We start from the raw sequence: 22,062 nt of genomic DNA, 5'->3' as shown, positions 1-22,062 counted from the left end.
GGAAATGCTGAAATATAATTTAATATTTGCGGTGCAATGGCAGGAAAACCCACGCCCTAGCGTTTATTGGGGCTATCTTTGCCCGATGGAACTGGAGGTGCGATCGCTCCCCTCCCCGCGCCTCCCCAACCCCAAGCCCCGTTTTCAAGACGACTTTCTCACGAACTGTTACAGTTCTTGACAAATACCCCGGTGAATTTCACCCACAGTGATAGCATTCGACTAAACATCACATCGTTTAGAGAGACGTTTATGACAGAAGCACTTTCTGGACAAACTCCCAAGTTTGGTGGCAGCACAGGCGGCTTGTTGACGAAAGCGGAAACGGAAGAGAAGTACGCGATCACCTGGACAAGCGACAAAGAGCAAGTGTTTGAAATGCCGACGGGTGGCGCTGCCATCATGCACGAAGGCGAAAACCTCTTGTACTTTGCCCGTAAGGAGCAATGCCTTGCCCTAGGCACGCAACTACGCACCAAGTTCAAGCCCAAACTGGAAGAGTTTAAAATCTACCGCGTCTTTCCCAACGGGGAAACTCAATATCTGCATCCCGCAGATGGCGTGTTCCCTGAAAAAGTGAATGAAGGCCGCGAGTTTGCCGGGAAAAAAGATCGCAACATTGGCAGCAATCCTGAACCAGTGACGATCAAATTCTCTGGCCAAGCTCCCTACGAAGTCTAGTCGCGTGAATGATTGAGCCAGACTGTTCATGATGACTTGCGAAAAAAGGAGTGCGATCGCACTCCTTTTTTGATGGCTGAATTGTTGATGGCTAGATTTTGAATTTAGGGAATCAATGGCAGGGTGATCGTGAACGTCGTTCCCACATTAAGCGTTGAGGTGCAGGCGATCGCACCGCCGTGTTTTTCTGTGATGATCTGATGGGCGATCGCCATCCCTAAGCCCGTCCCTTTGCCCACCGCTTTGGTGGTAAATCCCTGCTCAAAAATGCGGTTTACGGTCTCCGATGGCATGCCACAGCCATTATCGTGAATCTGGATCTGCACCTGTTCGGCCACCACAGCGGTTTGAATCGTAATCCGATTCCGGTTCTGGTCAATCTCTCGATAGGTTTTGCCCTGATTGGATTCTTCAAGAGCATCAATGGCATTGGCGAGAATATTCATAAACACTTGGTTTAATTGTCCTGAAAAGCATTGAATTTCCGGGATCTGACCGTAGTGTTTTTCGACTTCAATCGTGGGGCGCAGTTCGTTCGCCTTGGTCCGGTGTTTTAAAATCAATACCGTACTATCCAGACCCTGATGAATGTCAAAGGCAATTTTATATTCTTGATCTTCACGGGAAAAAATTCGCAGACTATGACTAATCATCTGGATACGTTCCACGCCGAGATGCATTGAGTTGAGGAGTTGCAGGAGATCACTTCGCACAAATTCGAGATCAATCTCGTCGATTTTGTCCTCAATGTCCGCATCGGGGACAGGCAGTTTGAGGGCATAGAGATCAATTAAATCCAGTAAGTCCTGAACATAGTCTTGGGCTGGTTTAAGATTGCCTTTTAAAAACCCCACCGGATTATTAATTTCATGGGCTATACCCGCGACTAAATTACCCAATGCTGACATTTTTTCGCTCTGAACAGTTTGCAGTTGCATCTGTTGCAGTTCTTGAAAAGCCGCTTCTAGGGCGTGACTTTTTTCGAGGATGATGGCTTGGGCCTGTTCCTGTTCCACCACTTTTTGTTCTAGGGCGGTGAAGGCGGTTTGGAGTTGGTGGGTCATTTGGGTGAAGGCGATCGCTAATTGACCCCATTCATCCGGTCGCTCGGTATCGAGAGACACTGTGAATTTGCCCTGGGTGACTTGTTGTGTGGCACCGAGGAGAGAGTAGAGCGGGCGTTCGATATTGTATTGCAGGATGGTGAAGAGCAAGAGGCATTCTAGACCGAGGGCGACCAAGCCTAAACCCACGAGAAACCAGGTTGTATGGAGGGCTTGGCGGTGGATGAGGGTTGCGGGATAGACCGTGACTAAGTCCCAATTGATCCCGGCAAGATGGGCGATCGCTAAATATTCTTGATCCTCAGCACTGTAGATCACGCGATATTTGCCGGACATTTGTTGAATAAGGGCAAACAGGCGTGATAAGTGTGCATCTTCGGCGGTTTGCACGGTTAAGCGTCCGTCAGCGGCTTGAATCTGGTCGGTTAAATCAGGATCAACGATAATTTGCCCATCGGCACGGATCAGGAGGTTATAGGCTCCGTCTAGATGATCTGCAATGACCCGATCAATTAACTGGGTTAAAACAATGTCATGGCCAATCGTGGCCACATGATGACCGGTTGCATCATCAATCGGGGTTTCAGCGGAGACCATCCAATCATGGGTCACAGGATCAGCATACAGGCCCGTCCACAGGGTGCGCCGCTGGGGATTATGGGTGCGATCGCCCAAGTAAAACCATTCTTCGGTTTGGAAATTGAGGTGAGGATCGGCGTTGATCCCCCAAGCTGCACCGGGCCAGAGCACCGTCATCGTTCCTTCGGGCAGGGAAATGTAGGTGTTCAAAAAGCGATCGCGCCAAGCCGCCCCATAGCGCCCCACCAAATCCCAAGCCAAGGCCAACCGCTGCTGCACATCCGCCGTCATCTCCACCCCCGGCTGCACAAACACCGTCGGTTCATGAACAGTATCAAAAGTCTTCGGATCAATGCCCTCTGGTGCATTACGCTCCGTTCCATCCGACCAGGACACAAGGCGATCGAGGGCTACCGGAGTCTGATGGTCTAAGGCATAGAACTCGCGGAGAAATTCAGCCCGCAACAGACCATGATTATCCTGAGCCAGGTTAAAAATACTCTCTTCTCGTTGGCCACGCTCGGCAATATAGCCCAGGAGTTGAGTCCGGGTATCCAAATCCAGTTCGCGCATCAAATGCCAATAACTAATCCCTGAAATGACAATAATGACCAGTACCAGACTAAACGCCATCTTAACCAGTGTTTGAACAGCGATAGAGTGCTGTAGGGCTGAAAAGGGCGGGGGAGACGAATCAAGGCTCATGCGTGGTTTGGAGAACTCACAACAATTCTAGAGCGGTGGCGGGTCACGATTCACCCCAGCGGGGTTTTGACTCCTTCCCCATGACAAAATACGAACCTGATCGATGGGATTCAGCACAAACAATGGGCTGTCACTATTGACTGACGATAGATTAAGGAGAATCTGGTAAATCAAACAGCACGGTATTCATGTAAAAATCTGCCCAGTCATCCCCAAAGGCAGCCGCGAGCACGCGACGGGTTTTATCGTTTTGGCGTTGTTTGGTGCAGTAGTTTGCCTGCCCTTGCCAGTTGGCGTGAATTTGATCGGGGGGGAGGGGTGAGGCAGCGATCGCCTGCTGACAATGAATCGTTAAAAAGCTCTCAATCCGCTCAATAAACGCCGTTTCTTCCGTCTCCCCCTCCGGGCGAATAAACAAACAAAATTCCGAAAAAATATCTCCCCAGTCCGGCAACTCACGCACCTGGGAAAACTGCGGCGTAGGTAAGGCATGCAATGCAGTTTGATAACCGAGGGGTAACTGTCGATCAAGCTGAGTGGGGGACAGATCAACGATCGCCGCACTAATTTGGCCCCGTCCCCCCACCAGATCACAGCCAAACATCGGTAAACCGTAGTCTAAATTGGGAAACATCACACAATGGAGAATGTCGAGGTTTTTCCCCACCTTGGCCAGTTCTAAATGGAGCTTGCGAAACGAGCGGGTTTGATAGCAACGGTTTTCAATGCGCAGCCGCTCCCCCTCTAGCTTGCCCTCCACATAGCCCAACTCCTCCGGCAGGGGATAGGGTTCGAGGTCAAGTTCCTGATGCCAAACCTGAAGAATGCAATTCGCCAATCGTTCGATCAGGGGATGCAGTTCGGTGCGGAGTTGGGGTGGGTTGGCGATCGGGGACATATGGGGTTTTCATTCCTTCAGCAGCGTGCAACATCAAGCATATACTGGGGGTGATCCCGGCCTGGCCGAGAGATTACAAAACATTAAGTTCAGTCAGGATGAAAGCAATATGTTTGGTTTAGGTTGGCCCGAAGTAGCCGTGATTGCAGCGGTGGGGATTCTCATTTTTGGCCCGAAAAAAATTCCTGAATTTGGCAGTGCCCTCGGCAAAACATTGCGGGGATTTAAAGACGAAATGGAGAATCCCAGCCCGGATGAAAATGAAGTAGAGGAGAGCGATCGCCCCTAAAGATCCCCATCCCCCAACTCGCCGCCCATTCCGCTCCGAAATTCCCGACCGGAATCAGTGTAGAATGTTAAGAAATCTATAGTTTCCTTGCCCCGTTTGAGGTCAACCATGTCGCTTCCTATTCGCAACGTCGCCATCATCGCCCACGTCGATCACGGCAAAACCACCCTTGTTGATGCCCTGCTCAAACAATCCGGAATTTTCCGCGAAGGCGAAGATGTGCCCGACTGCGTCATGGACTCCAACGACTTGGAACGGGAGCGCGGCATCACGATCCTCTCCAAAAACACCGCCGTCCGCTACAAAGAAACCCTGATCAACATCGTGGACACCCCCGGCCACGCTGATTTTGGCGGTGAAGTCGAGCGCGTTCTCGGCATGGTAGACGGCTGCATCCTGATCGTCGATGCCAACGAAGGCCCGATGCCCCAAACCCGCTTTGTCCTCAAAAAAGCCCTCGAAAAAGGCCTACGCCCCATTGTCGTCGTCAACAAAATTGATCGCCCCAACGCCGATCCTGATATCGCCGTGGATAAAGTCTTTGACCTGTTCGTCGAACTGGGCGCAGACGATGATCAGTGTGATTTCACCACCCTCTACGCCTCTGGCCTCGACGGTTACGCCAAAGAAACCCTAGCCGAAGACGGCCAAGATATGGAGCCGCTGTTTAATGCCATCTTGCAGCACGTTCCCCCGCCGGCTGGTGATCCCGAAAAGCCCCTGCAACTCCAAGTCACCACCCTGGACTATTCCGAATATTTGGGCCGGATCGTGATTGGTCGCATCCACAACGGCACGATCTTCGCAGGACAACAGGCCGCCCTCTATAAAGATGATGGCAGCATTGTGAAAACCAAAATTTCTAAACTCCTGGGCTTTAACGGCTTGGCGCGGGTGGAAATCCCCGAAGCCTCTGCCGGTAATATTGTGGCGGTGGCGGGGTTTGCCGATGCCAATATTGGCGAAACGATTACCTGTCCGGATAATCCCCAGGCGTTGCCGCTGATTAGCGTTGATGAACCGACGTTACAGATGACGTTTTCGATTAATGATTCGCCCTTTGCGGGTCAGGAAGGGAAGTTTGTCACGTCGCGGCAATTGCGCGATCGCCTCTACCGCGAATTGGAAACCAACGTCGCCCTCCGTGTCGAAGAAAGCGATTCCCCGGATAAATTTTCCGTCTCCGGTCGGGGTGAATTGCACCTGGGGATTTTGATCGAAACCATGCGCCGCGAAGGGTACGAGTTCCAAGTGTCTCAACCCCAGGTCATTTATCGCGAAATCTCCGGCCAACCCTGCGAACCGTTTGAATATTTGGTGCTTGATGTGCCTGAAGCTGCTGTGGGCAGTTGCATCGAACGCTTAGGGCAGCGCAAGGGTGAAATGCAGGATATGCAAGTGGGAATCAACGGCCGCACCCAATTGGAATTTGTGATTCCGGCGCGGGGGCTGATTGGTTTCCGGGGTGAATTCATTCGCCTCACCCGTGGCGAAGGGATTATGAACCATAGTTTCCTTGAATATCGGCCGATTCTGGGTAATGTTGATACCCGTTACAACGGTGTGATCGTGGCCTTTGAAGAGGGGACGGCGACATTCTATTCCTTGAAAAATGCGGAGGATCGCGGTGTGTTCTTCATTGAACCGGGCACGCGGGTTTATAAAGGCATGATCATCGGGGAGCACAATCGCCCCCAAAACCTCGACCTCAACATCTGCAAAGCGAAGCAACTCACCAACCATCGCGCCGCGAGTGGGGATGAATTGGTGCAACTGCAAACGCCGGTGGAGATGAATTTGGAGCGGGCGTTGGAATACATTGGCCCCGGTGAGTTGGTGGAAATTACACCGCAATCGATCCGGTTACGCAAAATCGACATGAAGAAGCTGGCCAAACGCTAGAATTGCCTCTGGCTGTTGCAGCGATCGCAACGATAGAATCACGCTCATCCCGATAAAACTGATCCGGTGCGTGGCACTGGGTCAGTTTTATATGCTCTGTCGGTGCTGCCATCCTTCGGGATGGTGTGGGGGCTTTTGGGGTATAGAGGGCGATCGCTGCGATCGCCCTCTATAGCCGCTTTTTCGCGCTCATACCGGCAAACTGGATGAATTTCAGTGTGATATGTTTAGGGTATGTAAGATTCGCTCTAGATGCTCTGAGTGTGTCTTAAATGTCTAGCCCTTACACCGCAATAGCCATCTCGTCGCATTAGGGTGCTGAAGTTGAGTGGGCTGGGCAGTTACTATTGTGAGTCATGCCGAGCTTGATTGGAACACGCAGTCATCCGAAATTCCCTAACCATGTCCTTATCTCCCCAACTTTCAACCGATCAAGATTTGATCAACAGCCTTGATCCCAGCGCGATGGATCAGATTCTGTTTTATCTAGCGTTTAGTGCGATGCGAGTGGGTGGCCATCGCCACGGTGCATTTTTAGATGCCGCCGCCACCGCCGCGAAATGTGCGATCTACACAACCTACATCGAGCAGGGTGAAAACATCCGCATGACGGGGCATTTGCACCACATTGAGCCGAAGCGGGTGAAGGTGATTGTCAATGAAATCCGCCAGGCATTGACGAAAGGGAAGCTTTTGAAGATGCTCGGTTCCCAAGAACCACGCTATCTGATTCAATTTCCCTATGTGTGGTTGGAAAAATACCCCTGGGAAGCGGGGCAATCCGCGTTAGCGCACCCATCGCGCCTTGTCCAAACCAATCTCACCGGGGAACAAAAACAATACATTGAAGATAAACTCCCCGCCGATTTACCCAATGCGCAATTGATCAACTCATTTCAGTTTTTTGAATTGATTGAGTTTTTGCATTTGCGATCGCAAGAAGAACTCCCCGCCGAACGTCGCATGACCATGAGTGAAGCCCTCGGCGAACATATCAAACGCCGCCTCATCTACTCCGGCACGGTGATGCGCGTCGATAACCCCTGGGGCCTCCCCTTCTATGCCCTCCTGCGCCCCACCTATTCCCCCAGCGGCCCAGAAGAGCGCACCTACACCATGGTGGACGATACCGCCCGCTTTTTCCGCATGATGCGCGATTGGGCCGAGGAAAAACCCCACGCCATGCGTCTCCTCGAAGAACTCGACATTCCCCCCGAAAACCTCGAAGCCGCCAAGGCCGATTTAGACCATGTCATCCGGGCATGGGCCGATAAATGGCATGAACAAGGCAATCCCACCATGGTGCTGCAAATGGTCTTTGGTGATCCGCAAGAAACCTAGATCGAAGGTCAGAGGCTACCAGGGGCTACGGCAAGACAAAAAAAGGAGGCTTCCCCTTGGGGAGCCTCCTTACTATCAGGGTGCATCTACTGAATTTCACTATACTGGCTGGGGCTGGGGGGTTGATCCCCCTACCATGAAGCTCCCATCAAATTTTGTATAAACTTCTGATAAAGTTTATCGCCATGGCCCTAGGGCGCAGCAATCAAGCGGCTGAGGATGCCCTACACCGGAGGGGAGCAGATTGCTTGGCTGCGCGGATTATGGCGTTGGGCGATCGCTCCTAGACAGGGTCGCGGAACACATAGATGGCGGTTCCACTGCTGGGTAGACTGCCCGCGCTGAGGGAGAGAGTTTGACTGCCCAAGCGACGGATTTGATCGGGGGAATAGAGGCTTAGGAAGGTATCAAGGCTTGTGATGTCGCAGGCGGCGGCATCGGCGGCGTTGGTGCGGTAATGGGTGGGAACGGCAATTTTGGGGTTGAGGGCTTGGATGGCGGCTTGGGCTTCTTGGGGGTTGTAGGCTTTGGGGCCACCGCCAACGGGGACAAAGAGAATATCAGGCCGTCCCATGAGAATTCGTTGCTCAAACTCAATGGGGGCTGCCGCGCCGCCGAGGTGGAGGATATTCACGCCGCCCTGTTGCCATTTCCAGGCGACATTCGTGCCGAAGCGGCGGCCACCGTTGCGATCGTGGGCGATCGCAATCCCTTCAAACTGACTTGACCCCACCGTATAGGCCCCCGCCTGGAACAAAATACGTGGGTTTCCGGGGGTATCGGCTGCGGGTGCGCCCTCATCAAAAAGGCGGCTACTCATCAGAATATAATCCACGGCCGGATTAGGGACGGGATACCCAGCGGTACAACCGAGGGCACGAAAGGGATTCACTAACACCCGTTGTCCCCCGCCCGTAAACAGCACACAGGTATGGCCATACCAGCGCATCGATAGGCCTGCGCCTTGGGCTTGGGCTGGGGAACCTGAGACTTGGCTCAGGCCGAGGGTGGTAATGGTACTGGCCCCTAGGTAACGGAGAAAGGTGCTTCGCTTCATGAATTCTTTGCAGGTTGAGGATGGAGAGCGGCAAGAAAATTCCGCAGGAGGTTTTTTCCGACCGGGGTTAAGACACTTTCGGGATGAAATTGTACACCTTCGAGGTGGGGATAGTCCCGATGCCGGAGTCCCATGATCGTACCGTCGTCTACCCAGGCGGTCACTTCGAGCGTGGGCGGTAGGGTTTGGCGATCAACCACAAGGCTATGATAACGAGTGGCTGAAAAGGGATTGGGGAGGTTCTGAAAAACGCCTTGGCCGGTGTGGTGAATTTCGGAGGTTTTGCCGTGCATCAAGATCGGTGCAGCCACTACCGTCCCGCCGAAGACTTGGCCGAGGCTTTGATGCCCTAGACAAACACCCAAAATGGGAAACTGAGATCCAAGGGTTTCAATGACAGCGACGGAAATGCCTGCGTCATCGGGACGGCCGGGGCCGGGGGAGATGACGATGCCATCGGGGGCGATCGCAGTAATCGCGTCGAGATCAATTTGGTCGTTACGATAGACGCGGATATCTGTCGCGACGGGGAATTCACTCGCTAATTCCCCCAAATACTGCACCAAGTTGTAGGTGAAGCTGTCGTAATTATCAATAACCAGTAGCAAAAACGGTACTCCTTTCGTCAGCGTAAATTAAGGTCGAGACTGTCGTGGTCAGAACAAGGGGGCGATCGCCGCAAAGAGGGGGGGCAACAGAATCACTCCGGCGACAAAAATAGAGGCGATCGCTGCTACTAATACCGCTCCAGCCGCGCAATCTTTCGCCACCTTTGCCAGTTCGTGATAGCTCTGTTCAACGGTCAAATCCACCACCGATTCGAGGGCCGTATTGACCAATTCCAACACCATCACAAGGGCACAGGTGAGCGCCACCACCGCCATTTCCACCCGACTAATCTGTAATCCCAAACTTAAGGCGATCGCAGCGATCGCAATTCCCGTATGAATCCGAAAATTGCGCTGGGTTTTGAAGGCGTAGATCACCCCCGCCCAAGCATAACGAAAACTCACCCACAAATTCGGGGCAATTTGCCAGGCCAGGGGGCGAGAGTTGGAACTACGTTGGGGCATCACAGCGTAAAGCGAGGGAACAACGGGGGTTACGTCGCATTGGGGAGGACGATGGGAGTTGAGGGTCATGGCTGTTCATGGGAAGCGGCACAGAACACGAAACAGAAACAGAACCGGGCAGCGGGATAATCGTCAAACTGTACCCCAGTGAACCCAAGACAATTGTTGAAGTCCTATTCCTGATCGCTGTCCACAGTTTTAGCATCCTAGGGCGATTCCCGTGGTTTTTGAGCAACAAAATCATGACATTCAAGTCCTTTGACCTGTTTTAGCAACAACTCCCTGGGGTTGAGGCATCCACGGCGGGCAGGTTTTGGAGTGATGCAATCAAGGTCTCCTGTTGAGCCAGCATCTGGGCAAGCTCTGCCTCGGTGGGATGATCCCAGCCCAGCAGATGTAAAACACCATGACTCACAAGCCACAGGATTTCTCGATCCAGCCCATGGCCTTGGGTCTTGGCCTGCCGTTGTGCCGTTTCAACGGAAATGATCACATCGCCGAGATCCACGGGTTCATCGGGGGGATACCAGGCTAATGTTTGTTCTAAGGCGGCAAAGGCGAGGACATCGGTGGGGCGATTGATGGCGCGATACTGGGCGTTAAGCTGATGAATTTCAGCATCATCGGTGAACCGCAGGCTCAATTCATAACTGGGGGCGGGGGGAAGTTCCGGGTTAAGCTGGGCAAACCAATGGCTGAGCCAGTGTGACCATTGTGCCGGGGCGATCGCACCATACCCTCCATCATCCTGAAGATTAACGGTGACTGTCATCGGTGGCTGAGACTCCATCACCCCTAGCGCGTTAAATAGGCTAAACCGATCAGCAGCCCCAACAGACCCGCCGTGGAGAGGAAAAAATGTTTCAGGGATGTGCCCTTTTTGCGCACCATGTTCCGCATGGCTAACTTCACATAACTGGCTTGCTCTTCTTCCGGAGCATCGGCCGCAGGTTCATCGGTGGCTCTGGTTTCCGGCGTAACTTGGGATGCAGACTCTTCCATGATTTCGGATGCTGTTGCTCGAACTTGCAATATAACTTCACAGTATCACGGAACTTTAGGATTCAGGGGTGCGATCGCTTCCCTAGACCCAAGAAGGGAAACCGATTCGCAAATCCGTTTCCCTTCAAGATGATCAACCAGCCAAGGTAGATTATTAGAACTTATTAAGATTAAGACCTGCTTCTTTAGCAACGGCGTGTAATCCTTTCTTTTGAACCGTTTTCAACGCTTTCGTGGATAACTTAATCCGTACCCAGCGATTCCCTTCTGCCCACCAAATCCGCTTCCATTGCAAGTTTGCTTCTTGCAACTTCTTCGTGCGACGGTGAGAGTGAGAAACGGCGTAGCCGTTGTTGGCTTTTTTGCCCGTGATTTGACAGCGACGTGCCATGGTTACCAAGACCTCCTAAAAATCGTCAGGTGAGCCGCGATCTTTAATTGTATATCAGACTTTGAAAATCCCCAGGATCGGGAGAAAATCTCCTGACTCCCCAGGGCGATCGCCTCTCGAACGGTTGACGGCACACATCCCCCGGCCTGAGGCTGAACCCCATCCAAGGCGGCGACTTCCCTGCCTTACCGATCCGGAAACCTAGGGAATCAGAGAATAGTAGGTTAAGATCGGAGCAACATTGGTTCCTTTCTGTCTCAATTTTTGGTGAGCTGCTATGAAATCTCGCACCCCCTTTGGCCATGCGTCCCCCACCATCCGTCCCCTGCAATTGCGGGATGTGGAAGCGATCGCAACCTTGGCACAACGGGTGTGGGATGACTCCAAACTTCGGGAGTGGCAGAGTCTGAATCGTAAACTCAACCAATTTCAGCATTGGTTTGGCCTGCTGAATGTGCTGCGTCTGTTTCCCAACTTGACCCAACATCAGTTTTGCATCTACGTAGCCGAGCAAGAGGGCCAACTGTGCGGCTTGATTCATGTCATGCCCTGCAACCGGACTCGCACCACCTGGCGTGTTGAGCAAGTGATGTTTGATGCCGCAGCCGCGGCGATTAATAGCGGCTTAAACCTCAAAAATACCGGCTCACACCTCCTCCGCCACTGTTTTGAAGTGTTGTGGGAAGCTCGCACTTGGGTGTTAGAGGTGAATATCCAAGACAAGCAAACCCTCGCCCTCTATCGGCAAAATGGCTTTCAACCCCTGGCCCAAGTCACTAACTGGAACATCAGCCCGGACGTATTGCAACGCATTGCCCAGCATGAACCCTCCCTGCCGAACCTGCTGCCGGTGAGCAATGCCGATGCCCAGTTACTTTATCAACTGGATACGGTGTCGATGCCGCCCTTGTTGCGTCAGGTGTTCGATCGCCATGTCGAAGATTTTAAAACACCCTTTTGGAGTGCGATCGCCAACAATATCCACAACTGGATTAACCAAACAGAAGTGGTGAGTGGCTATGTGTTTGAACCCCAACGAAAAGCCGCGATCGGTCACTTTTCCCTCACCCTCCATCGAGACGGCGATCGCCCCCACGAAGCCCTCCTCACCGTCCATCCCGCCTACACCTGGCTCTACCCTGAACTGATAGCCCAAATCGCCAAAGTTGCCCAAACCGTCCCCGGCACTCCCCTCCACATCACCTCCACCGACTACCAAACCGAGCGCGAAGACTACTTCGAGCACCTCGGAGCCGAGCGCATTGAGCACACCCTCCTGATGTCGCGTTCCGTGTGGCACAAACTGCGGGAAACCAAGCCCCTCGAAGGCCTCCAACTGCCCGATATGCTCGGACTCCAACCCGCCCGCACCCCCATCCCCACCCGGATGTCCTGGGCCAAGTTTTTACCCAAACGGGATCATCGCACCGATTCATCCCGCCCGAACCCGCCCGAAACCCAAGCCTAGGCCCCTGCCGCCATGGAACGGATTGCCGCCTTAGGATTGGACGTGGGCAAAAAACGGATTGGAGTCGCTGGCTGTGATGGCCTGGGGCTAATTGCCACGGGGCTAACCACGATCACCCGCCATTCCTTCTCTCAGGATGTGGCGGCGTTTCAAGCTCTCGTGGCAGAGCGGCAGGTACAGCAGCTTGTGGTGGGGTTGCCCTACACGATGAATGGAGCGATCGGATTCCAAGCCAAACAGGTGCAGAAATACGCCCAACGTCTCGCCCATGCTCTCCAACTGCCCTTAGACTACGTGGATGAGCGGCTCACATCCCTGGAAGCTGAGGCACAAATGCAAGCCCAGCGGATTTCAATTCGTCAAAATAAGGGACTGATCGATCGCAAAGCTGCCGCGATTATTCTGCAAACCTGGCTCGATCAACGGCGGCGATCGCCCTAATCCCGCCGCGTATCTCACAAGAGGCTTATGAAAATCATCCGATCATTCCGTAGTGCGAGCATCTTGCTCGCTAGAGATTTTATAGACTGTTTCAATGCTCGGATTCAAGAATTAACCTCCATCGGCCACCTTGTCTAGATGAATGCATTGACTGAGCGCGATACCCTGGATTGGTGCTCAAATTTTCTCAACCATCATGTTGCCTAAAGACGATCTCCTCAAAGGTGTTGAAAATCGCGATGCTGTGACTCGTGTGATTGACCAGGCAGAACAAGCCCTACGCACCTGGGAAGTGGTGATGACGGACTTCCTTTCGCCGCCGGTCTTAATTGAGGCTCAACGCGCCTTTGCCAAGCTGACGGAAATTGAGTTAAGCGCAGGCGGTGGCTATCCCCAGGCAGAACGGCAACGGCTAGCGATCGCTCGCTCCGAACTCCCCCTTGACCCCAGCCAAGTCGAACTGGCCGCCCTTGATGTCGCTGGGAATTTCCTCTTTGACCCGGCGACCCATCGGGATTTTCTCGGTTCGATTTTGGGAACGGGAATTGTGCGGGAAAAGGTCGGAGATATTATCGTCCTGGGGGAACGGGGGGCACAGATGATCGTTGTGCCGGAATTGGTGGAATTCCTCTGCCAAAGTCTGGTGCAAGTGCGATCAGTTCCGGTGAAAACCCATCCCATCCCCCTGGAAGCCCTCAAAATTCGCCCCCCGAAACGCAAGGAAATGACCACCGTTGAAGCTTCGATGCGGTTGGATGCGATCGCCTCTGCCGGATTTGGCATGTCCCGCAGCAAAATGTCCGATGCGATCAGTTCCGGTGATGTGCGCGTCAACTGGAAAGACATCACCCAACCCAGCCACACCGTCGCAGCCGGGGATCTCATCGCCATGCGCGGCAAAGGTCGCCTCGAAGTGGGCGAAGTAGCGATCACGAAAAAGCAACGCTACCGCATCCAACTCACCCGCTTAGTTTAGCGGGCCATCCCCTAACGACGGGGCAACTTCGGGCGCTTCTTGTGGCGGGATTTGCGGAGGCGGAGCACCAGGGGAATCGTGAGGCAATAACTGAGGACGGCAGCGATCGTCCCCACGACAAAACACCCCACCCCCAAGGTCAGCGCAAATTTCCACCCCAAATAAAACAAATCCGACGAAGTCCAATCAATCGCCGAGAGATCCACATCCTTAACCCGCAGAATTTCCTGACCCATATGGAAATTAAACGCATAAATCGGCACATAGGTGAGCGGATTACTAATCCAAGTGGCCGCCATTGCCGTCAAGCGATTGCCCCGCAACAGCGTCGCCCCGACCACTGCTAGCAGCGTCTGCAACCCAAAAAACGGGAAACAGCCGAAAAACACCCCGATCGCCACACCCCGCGCGATCGCCTTCGGTGTTCCCCGCAACCGTAGAATCTGATAGTAGTAATAATGAACCTGCTTGCGCCACCAAGAACGGCGGGGACGACAGGATGAAAGTTTAGGAATGGTCTTGGTCACAAATTGTGTCACCTGGAGCCGACATCTCTTAATTGTACCGATAGTGTTCCTCTCCATGCGATCCCCATTGATTCAGTTTCCCTGCAAGTTGTGAGCTTAGGCCACTTCACGATTAAGCCGGATGAGATCAAGCATTGTGCAAAATCAACACCAAGATCCGTTTAGGATCGAAGATAGGGCAATTTCATCTCGCGTTCCTCAATCAATTGTAAGTCTTGGACTTCTATTAACAAGGGGATTCAGATCCTTGCCTACTCACCAATCATTGGGGATTGCAATCAAACAGTGATGATTCTCGCCAAACCTGAGCCTGGAATTGATCAATACCGAGGAGATCAGGACATCGCTCCATATCTGCGTCCAAGCTTTCTCCCTGCAATGATGCTGGTATCACATTAATTCAAGTGAGGGGAATACGATCATAATCTAACGAGCAACTATGCTTTATTAAGAACTCTTGAAATTCTTTAAATGAAAGTGGACAACTAATATAATAGCCTTGAATATAACGGCAATGATAGGCTTGGAGGAGTTCTGCTTGGGCAGCGGTTTCTACCCCTTCGGCAATGACTTCAACCCCCATCATCAACCCTAGATTAATAATCGATTGGGCGAGCTTGGCATCATTTTCATCGACTAAAATATCACGAATAAAACTGCGATCGATTTTCAACTCAGAAACCGGTAAACGGTTGAGATAACTTAAGGATGAGTAGCCCGTCCCAAAGTCATCAATGGAGATACTCACCCCCAGGGATGAAAGACGTTGGAGCAGTTTTCGGGTATGGAGAAAATCATGAATAAATACAGATTCAGTGATTTCGATAACGAGGGCATGGGGAGGAACTTGGTAGAATGCGATCGCAGCCTGCACTAATTCCACCACATTGGTATTCAGCAACTGCTTTGCAGACACATTCACCGAGAGCCTAAATTCATGCCCAAGCATTGTTTGAAAGGTCGCCCAATGGTCACAGGCTGTTTGTAACACAAAAGCCCCAATCTGATCAATTACCCCAATATCCTCAGCAATGGGGATAAACTCCGCCGGACTCACCTGACCTAGTTCCTCGTGGAACCAACGCACCAAGGCCTCACAACCCACAACCTGACCCTGAATAATATCAATTTTCGGTTGATAGTAAACCTGAAGTTCCTTCCGTTCCACCGCACAGCGTAACGCATTTTCCACTTGAAAACGGCGTTGCACCACCTGGTTCATCCCCTCGTTATAAAAAAGATACATCCCCCGCTGATTATCCTTGGAGTTGTACAGAGCAGTATCAGCGTGGCGCAGAAGATCAAATGACTTTTGAGCATCAATGGGGAAAATTGAAACGCCAATACTCGGCGTGATCGTGATGGACTCCTGCTGAATCAAAAACGGCTCACGAAACTGTTGAATCACTTGGCGGGCAATGTCTTCAATGCCCTCATGATCGTTCGTCGGCGCAGACACCACAATAAATTCATCTCCCCCTTGACGCGCCACCATAATCTGAGGCTCAAAGGTCATGCGTAAGCGCTGACCCACATCTTGAAGTAACTTATCTCCCATATCATGGCCAAAAGAATCATTCACTCGCTTAAAGTGATCTAAGTCAATGAAGAAAATTCCGACTAGGCTGCCTTGTTGTTGGGCTTGTGCAATGACTTGTTCAAGATAATCGCTTAAAAATAAACGATTGGGTAAACCAGTCAATAGATCGTGTGTGGCATGATAGATCCAATCGGTCTGGACTTGAGATTGAAGCTGGCGAACATAGAAATACACAAGGACAGATAACCCGATTAATAAGGTCATCACGATCACATTAATCTGCACATTAATCAGCCAGCGTTGCCACACTAAATACATGGGTTGTGACACCACTAAATACAAATCATAGGCAGGTAGATAGGTGACATTGACCACTTGAGGGGTACTGACATTTCTTGCAGCGGTCATTGACCAGGACACATTCCAATAGGTGCTTGTGGTGTCGTGGGTGGTGGGGGTTTTGGTACGGAGCCATTCCATTTGGGCAGCGGGAATGGGCTGATTGTAGATGTCTTCGTACTCTAGGGTGGGGGCAATGGGGTTTTGGAATTGGATGTAGCCATCCTGGTTACGGATCACTTGGAAGAGGGTTTTCTCTGACCAATGAACCGTTTGCCAGGCGGTATTTCCTCCCATGATATTAAGTCCAGCGGTCATCACATAGCGGGTTATTTCGTTCGGATTTCTGAGGGCTAAACGTACCGGAATGACCCAAGTTCCGAGGGTTTCCATATAGTAAGTTCGCCCCGGATGGAGGCCGGGGCGATCAAGGGTGGTTTGAAAACTCTCGACATTCGCTGGATTGTCGAGCAAATTAGGTAAGGATTGATCGGGATTGAGATTAGAGACGATCAATAGTTGCCCATCTGTTCGCGCTAATCCAAAGCCGGCCATGCCTTCGTTGATGGCATTAATTTGCTGAATGAGTTGATAGGATTCGTTGATTTTATTTTGTTGATCGAGTTCGGCTAAGCGACGGCCTACTACGTCTAGGGCACTTTCAAAGTAGTTAAAAATACTTTCGGTTGAGCGTAATGCTAGTTGATTTTGATAGGCTAGTTCTGTTTCAACTTCTGCTTTGGTTTGCCGCCACATTAGGTAGAAAAATAAGCCACTTAAGACGAAAATAAAGCCTAGGTAGCACAAGAATAAAATTTGGATGGGTCGTCCTAATTTTTTGCTGTGTGTGTTTTGTTTCGACACCATGGTTTAGAGGTTATGCTGGATACGGTCAATCAACACCTTAAAAAGTAGAGTCTAACTTCCTAACACCAGCAAACGGATTGCCTTGATCTTAAATCAATCCTGTTTTTTTGTCGGTGTAATTTACAGCACGTTTGATTGGAGAAATGGCTGGTTTATGACTGCGTTCCCAGATTGATCGGGGTGCGAGATGGCGATCGCAAGAGTGGACGCAGGCGTTTGAGTTGCGCTTGGAGATGGGCTGTATTGGGGGAGTGGGAGCCGTAGTACCACTGCAAGTAGGCTTGTGTAATTTCGTCAATGATAGTGCAGAGGTCTGGGGGGTAGTGTGATCGGAGGTGGTCTGCATATTCGCGGGGGGTTTGACTGGGGTGTTTGGGGGGATGGAGGGCGGTGCGATCGCCGGCGGCATCGAGGAGGAGGATCATTTGTCGATAGATTCGCTCCATCGGGGGTAGCGTCCGGAGACGTTGCTGTTGCCACCAGCGTCGCCCCTGTTGTCCGACCAGCCAGACTAAGAGACCAAAACCGGCGAGGCTAATGCTCCCGAACAAGAACCCGATCGCACTGTTCGACATCACTTGCCACAGTGCTGCGATTACCTCCACGGCAACGCCGACGGTGACACTCCAAAGGACAGCGATCGCCCCCACTACGGGAGACGGCAGCCAACCGGCGATCCAATTCCAAAACTGCCGCAACACGCCAAAGGTTTCCACTTCTTCGATGGAGGGGGGAATAATTTCATGGCCCGGTAGGGGGTCAAAACTATACCAGCCATGGTCTGGAAAATAGACTTCAGTGAGGGCAAAGGCATCGGTATTGCGCACGACGTAGAAGCCGGTGAAGGGGTTAAATTGACCGGGGCCAAACCCGGCACTTAAGCGGGCAGGGATGCCGAGCGATCGCAGCATCAGGGTTAACACCGTCGAGAAGTGGTCAGGATAGCCGCCGCCATTGCGAAAAAACATTTCCGTGAGGTCTTCGCCGGGAAAGGCGAGGCCGTCGGGGTTGATGCTGTATTGCTGTTTGAGTTCTTGGGCGAGAAAGAGAGCGATTTCGTAGGGATTTTCGGGGCGGGTTTTGGCTTCACTGAGGAGGGTTTCGGCATTGAGGCGGAGGGAATCCAGTTGGGCGGGGGGGACTTGAAGATAGTATTTGCGGATCGTGTCGGGGTAGTTCGTCCCGGCTTGGCCGAGGGCGGTGCGATCGCGGCGGGGCACGTCAGAAATGGCGGTGTAGGTTAATTCTTCCGTGAGGGGAATGGGGGCGCGGAGGCCTCCTTCCGGGTCAAAGGCAATTTCTGGCGTGGGAAAGTAAAGGGTTTGGGGATGGGTGAGGACGGGGATCAGGTTGGGCATGGGGGCGGTGATCGTGAAGGTTTGGATCACCTGTTGGGAAAGTTTGGGGCCGTTCGGGATTCCCATGTAGAAACGGTAAGACCAGTCGGGGCGTTCAACGGTGATGAGTTGCTCGTCTCGTGACACATCCCAGCCGCTGCCGGTGTAGCGGTCAAAGGCGAGGACGCGCCAAAAACCGGGGGCTTGCGATCGCACCCGCATCACCACTTTCGGTGTGAGGGTTTGCTTGCCTCGTCCCAGTTGATCCATCTGACGACTGAAGCCGTAATACAGCGTCGTTTCTTCGGCTCCGGCGGCTCCCTCCGTGCCCGAAGCGTCATCCCCCTCGGCGGCGCTTCCGTCCGCTGTACCTGGATTGAGGATGCCGCGATTGTCCGCCCCAAAGCGTTGATTTTCAAAGGCGATGGAACTAGACACCGGCAGGGTTTGCAATTGGTAGCCGGGAAAACGGGGCATCAGGGCAAAGGCGGCCAAGCCCAACAGGAGGGTTAAGGCAAAAAAGCCGCCCCATTGCTGGAGGGAGAGGGGCAGGGGGAGGCGGAATTGCGGCGCAGCGGTTCCAGAGTTCGCGGGGCGATGGGGACGAAAACCCGCGATCGCACCCCCTGAAAAGCCTAACCGAGAGCGATAGTCGAGGATCAAAATCGGAAAGGCGATCGCTAAAAACACGACAATAAACGGCCCAAACAGCAGGGTTTCGCTCAAGGTCCCCGCCACCCCGATCAGGATCAAACCAATCACCATCGAATAGCCTAAATCCTTACGACGCGGTAAATCGAAGCTGTGCAACACTTGCAACTGAATCAATAATTGCGCCAACACCAAGCGGGTATCATTCAAATTCGCCAGCAAATTCCCCAAGAACGACATCAACGCCGCCAGCATCGCGATCGCCAGTAAAAACTTCACCGTAATATTCCGGTGCTTGCGACGCACCCAACTCCACCCCGTCCCAGCAAAACTGAGGGGAATCGCCCACACACTCATCTGTGTAGACGCAGCCACATCCGTCGCCACAATCCCCACCACCACCAACACCTGCACAAAAATGCGGAGGGTCAAAGACTCCTCCGTTTCTGGGCGTGGGAGATTCATCAAACGCTGTGGCAGTGAACCCACCACAGGAATCCGGCGGAACAGGGATGAAAGTTGCATAAAAGTACGGTTCAAGCGAGAAGAGCAGAGACTGTTATGGGTGCGAACCTGGTTCAGGATTTCAGGCACGCATTGCACTACCACATCAAGAGCACGGATTCCAGATGCAATGGATCAAGGCGATCGAGTGGCTTACCCATTATCTTAAAGGGTCTTTTGAAATCCCTCGGTCTCGGAAATTAAATCGGTGGGGCAGGATCGCACTGCCATATTTTGAGGATGTCTCCTATAATAAGCACGTCTAAGCACGTCAATAGGTACGTCGTCTTTCGCTCTTCTGGATTTTTTTTGCGCCCATGTTGCATTCTCCTTCCGACGACCCGAATATTGCAGAGGCGTTGCCCCCATCCCCTCGGTTTAAAATTCCCCCGATTTTGCTCTGGGGTGGTGCGTGGCTTGTGGCCTTGTCGGTGACGGTGTCGGCAACCATGAGCCTTTTGAGTCCGGGACGATTAGAGCCTGACCCGATTCTTTTGCCAGAACCTGTGGAGGTGAATCCGGCCGATCGCACCTTGGGCGAAGATGATGCCGCCTTAGAGGTGGTTCCTGAAATAGAACCTAGCCCCGAACCTGTCCCCCTACCCGTTCCGGCTGCGGATCAAGATCCGAGTAACGTACCGCCATCCCCGGCCCCTGAAGCACCATCGGGGTCATCGTGGTTTTCGCTGCGGCTGTTGGTGTTGTTAACGGTGGGCTGTGCGACCACGTCGTTTGTGGTGACGCTGATTTTGCGATCGCTCTCTTCCCTCCCTGCTACCCCCCCTCGACCGCTGCCCTCGGCTCGTGTTACCCCCTTGCCCCCCTCGCGATCGCCCCAATTTCACCCCCAAACCGCCCCCTTTACCGTGGCCGCGACCCCGAAAGCCGTCGCCGCTCGCCTACCCCAGCAGCCCCGCGTCACCGTCCTCGCCCCCGAAGAACTGACTCCCCTCGATGAAATGCCCCTACCGCCGGGTGATAGCCTCGATCTTGCGGATCAACTCGATATTCGCCGCCATTACAGTTTGTCCGCCCTCATTCACGACTCGGAGTCTTAAATGTTAAATGCCTTTTGGAATTGGCTCAAACGGCTTTGGCAACGGCTCACCGGACGACGAACTCCCCCCCCACCTGCTTCTGTTCCCCCAACCCCCGCAGCCTCCCAACCCCTCAGCGCCACCGATTACGAATTTCTCTTTACCCAACTCCTCGAAGGGGTATCCCACGGCTGGACTGCGCCCCGGATTGAAAAGTTTTTCGACCAAGTGAGCGATCGCACCACCCTCACGGATTGGGTCAATTGGCTCTTGGGTTTTGGTCAGAGTGCGATCGCCTCCCCCCATGCCAACCTTGAACTCGCCCGCCGCCTCGAACTCCTCACCCGCCAAACCCAAAATATCCCCAACATTTCCGAAATCGGAGCCGTCTCCTACGCCATCTCCACCCAACTAATGCTGCGGCAAAGCGGCGGTGTCGTCTGGGAATACGACGGCCCCGATCAGTAATATTGAGGACACACCAACAAAGGGCTTTTGAAACTTAAGGAAATAATCCGTCATTCCGTAGTGCGAGCATCTTGCTCGCTAGAGATTTAGAGCCTTTTTCAATTACTAGATTAATATAGTTAACCTCCATAAGCCCCTTACCTGTGAACAGGGTGCTCTAAATATTGTCACCTTCATAAAATCGCTCGCACTCATCCGCCGATCGCCCCAACTGCAAACCGCCCAACAGCGTCCCCACCCGCACACAGCGGATCTTACTTGTAATGGGTTGGGTTGTGGCCGTTGCCGCATTGTTGCGATCGGCATTCACCGGCATCGAGACCAACATCAACAGGCCCGTTTCCGCATCATCCCCCGCTAACGCCCCCGTCTCATCAAAGGTGATCCGTTGCGTTGGCATTTGGTTACCTGTTCCCGACCAAAAATCCGTATTCGCTGGATAGCTCCGGATGGTTGCCACGCCCTGCGCTCCCGTCCAGAGAGCTAATCCCCCTGTCTCCGCAGCGGTATTTTCCCCGTCGAGGTTCGTCATGATCATCACCTCGTTGGGCTTCACATCCGTAGTGCGACCCTGTTCAAAGAGTCGGTCTACACTGGCTTTCGTATTCGCATCGGTGATGGCCGCATCATTTAATGTTGCGGGATACACCGCAATTTCCGGCACACCATCAATCACCCGAAACGCGACACTATAGGGCACTTTGTTCGCTTGGGCGTTGTTGCGGGCCTCTTCAACAGCTTGCAACACACGACCATTGACGGCATTAATCCGGCGTTGGGTGACCCAACCAAGCCAACTCGGCCCGGCGATCGCCGCCAAAATGCCGATTAAGACCACCACAACCAATAGCTCGATGAGCGTAAAGCCGCGTTCTAATTGTGATTTGTTGGGCTGTTTCATGACTCACCGGAATAAACTGCAAGA

At 52.7% G+C, this 22,062-nt stretch carries 23 protein-coding genes; 11 read left to right on the top strand and 12 right to left on the bottom strand.

What is annotated here, in order from left to right; genetic code table 11:
* The first annotated feature begins 4 nt into the window (after window positions 1–4).
* Window positions 5–181, top strand: a complete 177-nt coding sequence (locus tag SPI6313_RS23245) for a hypothetical protein (RefSeq protein ID WP_175551037.1) — start codon at window positions 5–7, stop codon at window positions 179–181.
* A 71-nt stretch (window positions 182–252) separates the two neighbouring features.
* Entirely contained in the window at window positions 253–681 is a 429-nt protein-coding gene (gene psaD / locus SPI6313_RS01615; RefSeq protein WP_072619423.1) for a photosystem I reaction center subunit II PsaD, read from the top strand.
* Window positions 682–785: 104 nt separating this feature from the next.
* On the opposite strand, the gene SPI6313_RS22140 is transcribed toward psaD, so the two are convergent.
* Window positions 786–2,957: a sensor histidine kinase gene (locus tag SPI6313_RS22140; RefSeq protein WP_175551036.1), complete on the bottom strand. Its 2,172-nt coding sequence runs from the start codon at window positions 2,955–2,957 to the stop codon at window positions 786–788.
* A gap of 223 nt (window positions 2,958–3,180) precedes the next feature.
* Window positions 3,181–3,927, bottom strand: a complete 747-nt coding sequence (locus tag SPI6313_RS01605) for a phycocyanobilin:ferredoxin oxidoreductase (protein ID WP_072619422.1) — start codon at window positions 3,925–3,927, stop codon at window positions 3,181–3,183.
* 109 nt (window positions 3,928–4,036) lie between these two features.
* Between SPI6313_RS01605 and tatA the strand changes: the two genes are divergently transcribed.
* The 4 genes from tatA to SPI6313_RS24645 all read left to right on the top strand — a co-directional run bounded on the left by tatA (window position 4,037) and on the right by SPI6313_RS24645 (window position 7,746).
* Complete coding sequence (tatA, locus tag SPI6313_RS01600; protein ID WP_072622946.1) at window positions 4,037–4,216, top strand: twin-arginine translocase TatA/TatE family subunit; 180 nt, start codon at window positions 4,037–4,039, stop codon at window positions 4,214–4,216.
* A gap of 108 nt (window positions 4,217–4,324) precedes the next feature.
* Entirely contained in the window at window positions 4,325–6,118 is a 1,794-nt protein-coding gene (gene typA / locus SPI6313_RS01595; RefSeq protein WP_072619421.1) for a translational GTPase TypA, read from the top strand.
* A gap of 402 nt (window positions 6,119–6,520) precedes the next feature.
* The gene (hetR, locus tag SPI6313_RS01590) at window positions 6,521–7,459 is read left to right on the top strand and encodes a heterocyst differentiation master regulator HetR (protein ID WP_072619420.1); all 939 of its coding nucleotides are present in this window, start codon (window positions 6,521–6,523) and stop codon (window positions 7,457–7,459) included.
* Between the two features lie 155 nt (window positions 7,460–7,614).
* Window positions 7,615–7,746, top strand: a complete 132-nt coding sequence (locus SPI6313_RS24645) for a hypothetical protein (protein WP_281248337.1) — start codon at window positions 7,615–7,617, stop codon at window positions 7,744–7,746.
* Here SPI6313_RS24645 and SPI6313_RS01585 read toward each other — a convergent pair.
* From SPI6313_RS01585 to rpmB, 6 genes are all read right to left on the bottom strand, one after another.
* Complete coding sequence (locus SPI6313_RS01585) at window positions 7,743–8,516, bottom strand: MBL fold metallo-hydrolase (protein WP_072619419.1); 774 nt, start codon at window positions 8,514–8,516, stop codon at window positions 7,743–7,745. The two genes, SPI6313_RS24645 and SPI6313_RS01585, sit on opposite strands and share 4 nt — an antisense overlap.
* The gene (locus SPI6313_RS01580) at window positions 8,513–9,124 is read right to left on the bottom strand and encodes an anthranilate synthase component II (RefSeq protein ID WP_072619418.1); all 612 of its coding nucleotides are present in this window, start codon (window positions 9,122–9,124) and stop codon (window positions 8,513–8,515) included. Before SPI6313_RS01580 ends, SPI6313_RS01585 begins: the two co-directional genes overlap by 4 nt.
* A 48-nt stretch (window positions 9,125–9,172) precedes the next feature.
* Window positions 9,173–9,658, bottom strand: coding sequence for a diacylglycerol kinase (locus tag SPI6313_RS01575; RefSeq protein WP_072619417.1), 486 nt, complete (start codon window positions 9,656–9,658; stop codon window positions 9,173–9,175).
* Between the two features lie 199 nt (window positions 9,659–9,857).
* On the bottom strand, window positions 9,858–10,361 hold the full coding sequence (gene ybeY / locus SPI6313_RS01565) for an rRNA maturation RNase YbeY (RefSeq protein ID WP_245788530.1): 504 nt from the start codon (window positions 10,359–10,361) through the stop codon (window positions 9,858–9,860).
* 23 nt (window positions 10,362–10,384) lie between these two features.
* Window positions 10,385–10,591, bottom strand: coding sequence for a DUF3285 domain-containing protein (locus SPI6313_RS01560; RefSeq protein ID WP_072619414.1), 207 nt, complete (start codon window positions 10,589–10,591; stop codon window positions 10,385–10,387).
* Between the two features lie 154 nt (window positions 10,592–10,745).
* Complete coding sequence (gene rpmB / locus SPI6313_RS01555; RefSeq protein WP_072619413.1) at window positions 10,746–10,982, bottom strand: 50S ribosomal protein L28; 237 nt, start codon at window positions 10,980–10,982, stop codon at window positions 10,746–10,748.
* Between the two features lie 277 nt (window positions 10,983–11,259).
* Here rpmB and SPI6313_RS01550 point away from each other — a divergent pair, with 277 nt between their 5' ends.
* The 3 genes from SPI6313_RS01550 (at window position 11,260) to SPI6313_RS01540 (ending at window position 13,867) form a co-directional block, all read left to right on the top strand.
* On the top strand, window positions 11,260–12,450 hold the full coding sequence (locus SPI6313_RS01550; protein ID WP_072619412.1) for a GNAT family N-acetyltransferase: 1,191 nt from the start codon (window positions 11,260–11,262) through the stop codon (window positions 12,448–12,450).
* A gap of 12 nt (window positions 12,451–12,462) precedes the next feature.
* The gene (ruvX, locus tag SPI6313_RS01545) at window positions 12,463–12,891 is read left to right on the top strand and encodes a Holliday junction resolvase RuvX (RefSeq protein WP_072619411.1); all 429 of its coding nucleotides are present in this window, start codon (window positions 12,463–12,465) and stop codon (window positions 12,889–12,891) included.
* Between the two features lie 196 nt (window positions 12,892–13,087).
* Window positions 13,088–13,867, top strand: coding sequence for a photosystem II electron transport protein, Sll1252 family (locus tag SPI6313_RS01540; RefSeq protein ID WP_072619410.1), 780 nt, complete (start codon window positions 13,088–13,090; stop codon window positions 13,865–13,867).
* Window positions 13,868–13,878: 11 nt separating this feature from the next.
* On the opposite strand, the gene SPI6313_RS01535 is transcribed toward SPI6313_RS01540, so the two are convergent.
* From SPI6313_RS01535 to SPI6313_RS01525, 3 genes are all read right to left on the bottom strand, one after another.
* Window positions 13,879–14,394: a DUF2062 domain-containing protein gene (locus SPI6313_RS01535; protein WP_217650464.1), complete on the bottom strand. Its 516-nt coding sequence runs from the start codon at window positions 14,392–14,394 to the stop codon at window positions 13,879–13,881.
* A 400-nt stretch (window positions 14,395–14,794) separates the two neighbouring features.
* Window positions 14,795–17,140 carry a putative bifunctional diguanylate cyclase/phosphodiesterase gene (locus tag SPI6313_RS01530; protein ID WP_072619408.1) on the bottom strand — a complete coding sequence of 782 codons (2,346 nt, stop codon included), beginning with the start codon at window positions 17,138–17,140 and terminating at the stop codon, window positions 14,795–14,797.
* A 152-nt stretch (window positions 17,141–17,292) separates the two neighbouring features.
* Window positions 17,293–19,653, bottom strand: a complete 2,361-nt coding sequence (locus tag SPI6313_RS01525) for a transglutaminase TgpA family protein (RefSeq protein WP_072619407.1) — start codon at window positions 19,651–19,653, stop codon at window positions 17,293–17,295.
* 296 nt (window positions 19,654–19,949) lie between these two features.
* Here SPI6313_RS01525 and SPI6313_RS01520 point away from each other — a divergent pair, with 296 nt between their 5' ends.
* Both SPI6313_RS01520 and SPI6313_RS01515 read left to right on the top strand, forming a co-directional pair.
* On the top strand, window positions 19,950–20,690 hold the full coding sequence (locus SPI6313_RS01520; protein WP_072619406.1) for a hypothetical protein: 741 nt from the start codon (window positions 19,950–19,952) through the stop codon (window positions 20,688–20,690).
* Entirely contained in the window at window positions 20,691–21,137 is a 447-nt protein-coding gene (locus SPI6313_RS01515) for a hypothetical protein (RefSeq protein ID WP_072619405.1), read from the top strand.
* A gap of 157 nt (window positions 21,138–21,294) precedes the next feature.
* Here the strand turns inward: SPI6313_RS01515 and SPI6313_RS01510 are convergent, their stop codons facing one another.
* Window positions 21,295–22,038, bottom strand: a complete 744-nt coding sequence (locus SPI6313_RS01510; protein WP_072619404.1) for a prepilin-type N-terminal cleavage/methylation domain-containing protein — start codon at window positions 22,036–22,038, stop codon at window positions 21,295–21,297.
* Between the last annotated feature and the right edge of the window lie 24 nt (window positions 22,039–22,062).

Source organism: Spirulina major PCC 6313 (assembly GCF_001890765.1).
GTDB classification, from domain to species: Bacteria; Cyanobacteriota; Cyanobacteriia; order Cyanobacteriales; family Spirulinaceae; genus Spirulina; species Spirulina major.
This window is presented reverse-complemented; position numbering and strand designations above follow the sequence as displayed.

What these genes read in the sequence shown, in the direction of transcription:
- SPI6313_RS23245 (WP_175551037.1), top strand. Translation starts at nt 5, where the DNA reads ATGCTGAAATATAATTTAATATTTGCGGTGCAATGGCAGGAAAACCCA.
- psaD (WP_072619423.1), top strand. Translation starts at nt 253, where the DNA reads ATGACAGAAGCACTTTCTGGACAAACTCCCAAGTTTGGTGGCAGCACA.
- SPI6313_RS22140 (WP_175551036.1), bottom strand. Translation starts at nt 2,957, where the DNA reads ATGGCGTTTAGTCTGGTACTGGTCATTATTGTCATTTCAGGGATTAGT.
- SPI6313_RS01605 (WP_072619422.1), bottom strand. Translation starts at nt 3,927, where the DNA reads ATGTCCCCGATCGCCAACCCACCCCAACTCCGCACCGAACTGCATCCC.
- tatA (WP_072622946.1), top strand. Translation starts at nt 4,037, where the DNA reads ATGTTTGGTTTAGGTTGGCCCGAAGTAGCCGTGATTGCAGCGGTGGGG.
- typA (WP_072619421.1), top strand. Translation starts at nt 4,325, where the DNA reads ATGTCGCTTCCTATTCGCAACGTCGCCATCATCGCCCACGTCGATCAC.
- hetR (WP_072619420.1), top strand. Translation starts at nt 6,521, where the DNA reads ATGTCCTTATCTCCCCAACTTTCAACCGATCAAGATTTGATCAACAGC.
- SPI6313_RS01585 (WP_072619419.1), bottom strand. Translation starts at nt 8,516, where the DNA reads ATGAAGCGAAGCACCTTTCTCCGTTACCTAGGGGCCAGTACCATTACC.
- SPI6313_RS01575 (WP_072619417.1), bottom strand. Translation starts at nt 9,658, where the DNA reads ATGACCCTCAACTCCCATCGTCCTCCCCAATGCGACGTAACCCCCGTT.
- ybeY (WP_245788530.1), bottom strand. Translation starts at nt 10,361, where the DNA reads ATGACAGTCACCGTTAATCTTCAGGATGATGGAGGGTATGGTGCGATC.
- SPI6313_RS01560 (WP_072619414.1), bottom strand. Translation starts at nt 10,591, where the DNA reads ATGGAAGAGTCTGCATCCCAAGTTACGCCGGAAACCAGAGCCACCGAT.
- rpmB (WP_072619413.1), bottom strand. Translation starts at nt 10,982, where the DNA reads ATGGCACGTCGCTGTCAAATCACGGGCAAAAAAGCCAACAACGGCTAC.
- SPI6313_RS01550 (WP_072619412.1), top strand. Translation starts at nt 11,260, where the DNA reads ATGAAATCTCGCACCCCCTTTGGCCATGCGTCCCCCACCATCCGTCCC.
- ruvX (WP_072619411.1), top strand. Translation starts at nt 12,463, where the DNA reads ATGGAACGGATTGCCGCCTTAGGATTGGACGTGGGCAAAAAACGGATT.
- SPI6313_RS01540 (WP_072619410.1), top strand. Translation starts at nt 13,088, where the DNA reads ATGTTGCCTAAAGACGATCTCCTCAAAGGTGTTGAAAATCGCGATGCT.
- SPI6313_RS01530 (WP_072619408.1), bottom strand. Translation starts at nt 17,140, where the DNA reads ATGGTGTCGAAACAAAACACACACAGCAAAAAATTAGGACGACCCATC.
- SPI6313_RS01525 (WP_072619407.1), bottom strand. Translation starts at nt 19,653, where the DNA reads ATGCAACTTTCATCCCTGTTCCGCCGGATTCCTGTGGTGGGTTCACTG.
- SPI6313_RS01520 (WP_072619406.1), top strand. Translation starts at nt 19,950, where the DNA reads ATGTTGCATTCTCCTTCCGACGACCCGAATATTGCAGAGGCGTTGCCC.
- SPI6313_RS01515 (WP_072619405.1), top strand. Translation starts at nt 20,691, where the DNA reads ATGTTAAATGCCTTTTGGAATTGGCTCAAACGGCTTTGGCAACGGCTC.
- SPI6313_RS01510 (WP_072619404.1), bottom strand. Translation starts at nt 22,038, where the DNA reads ATGAAACAGCCCAACAAATCACAATTAGAACGCGGCTTTACGCTCATC.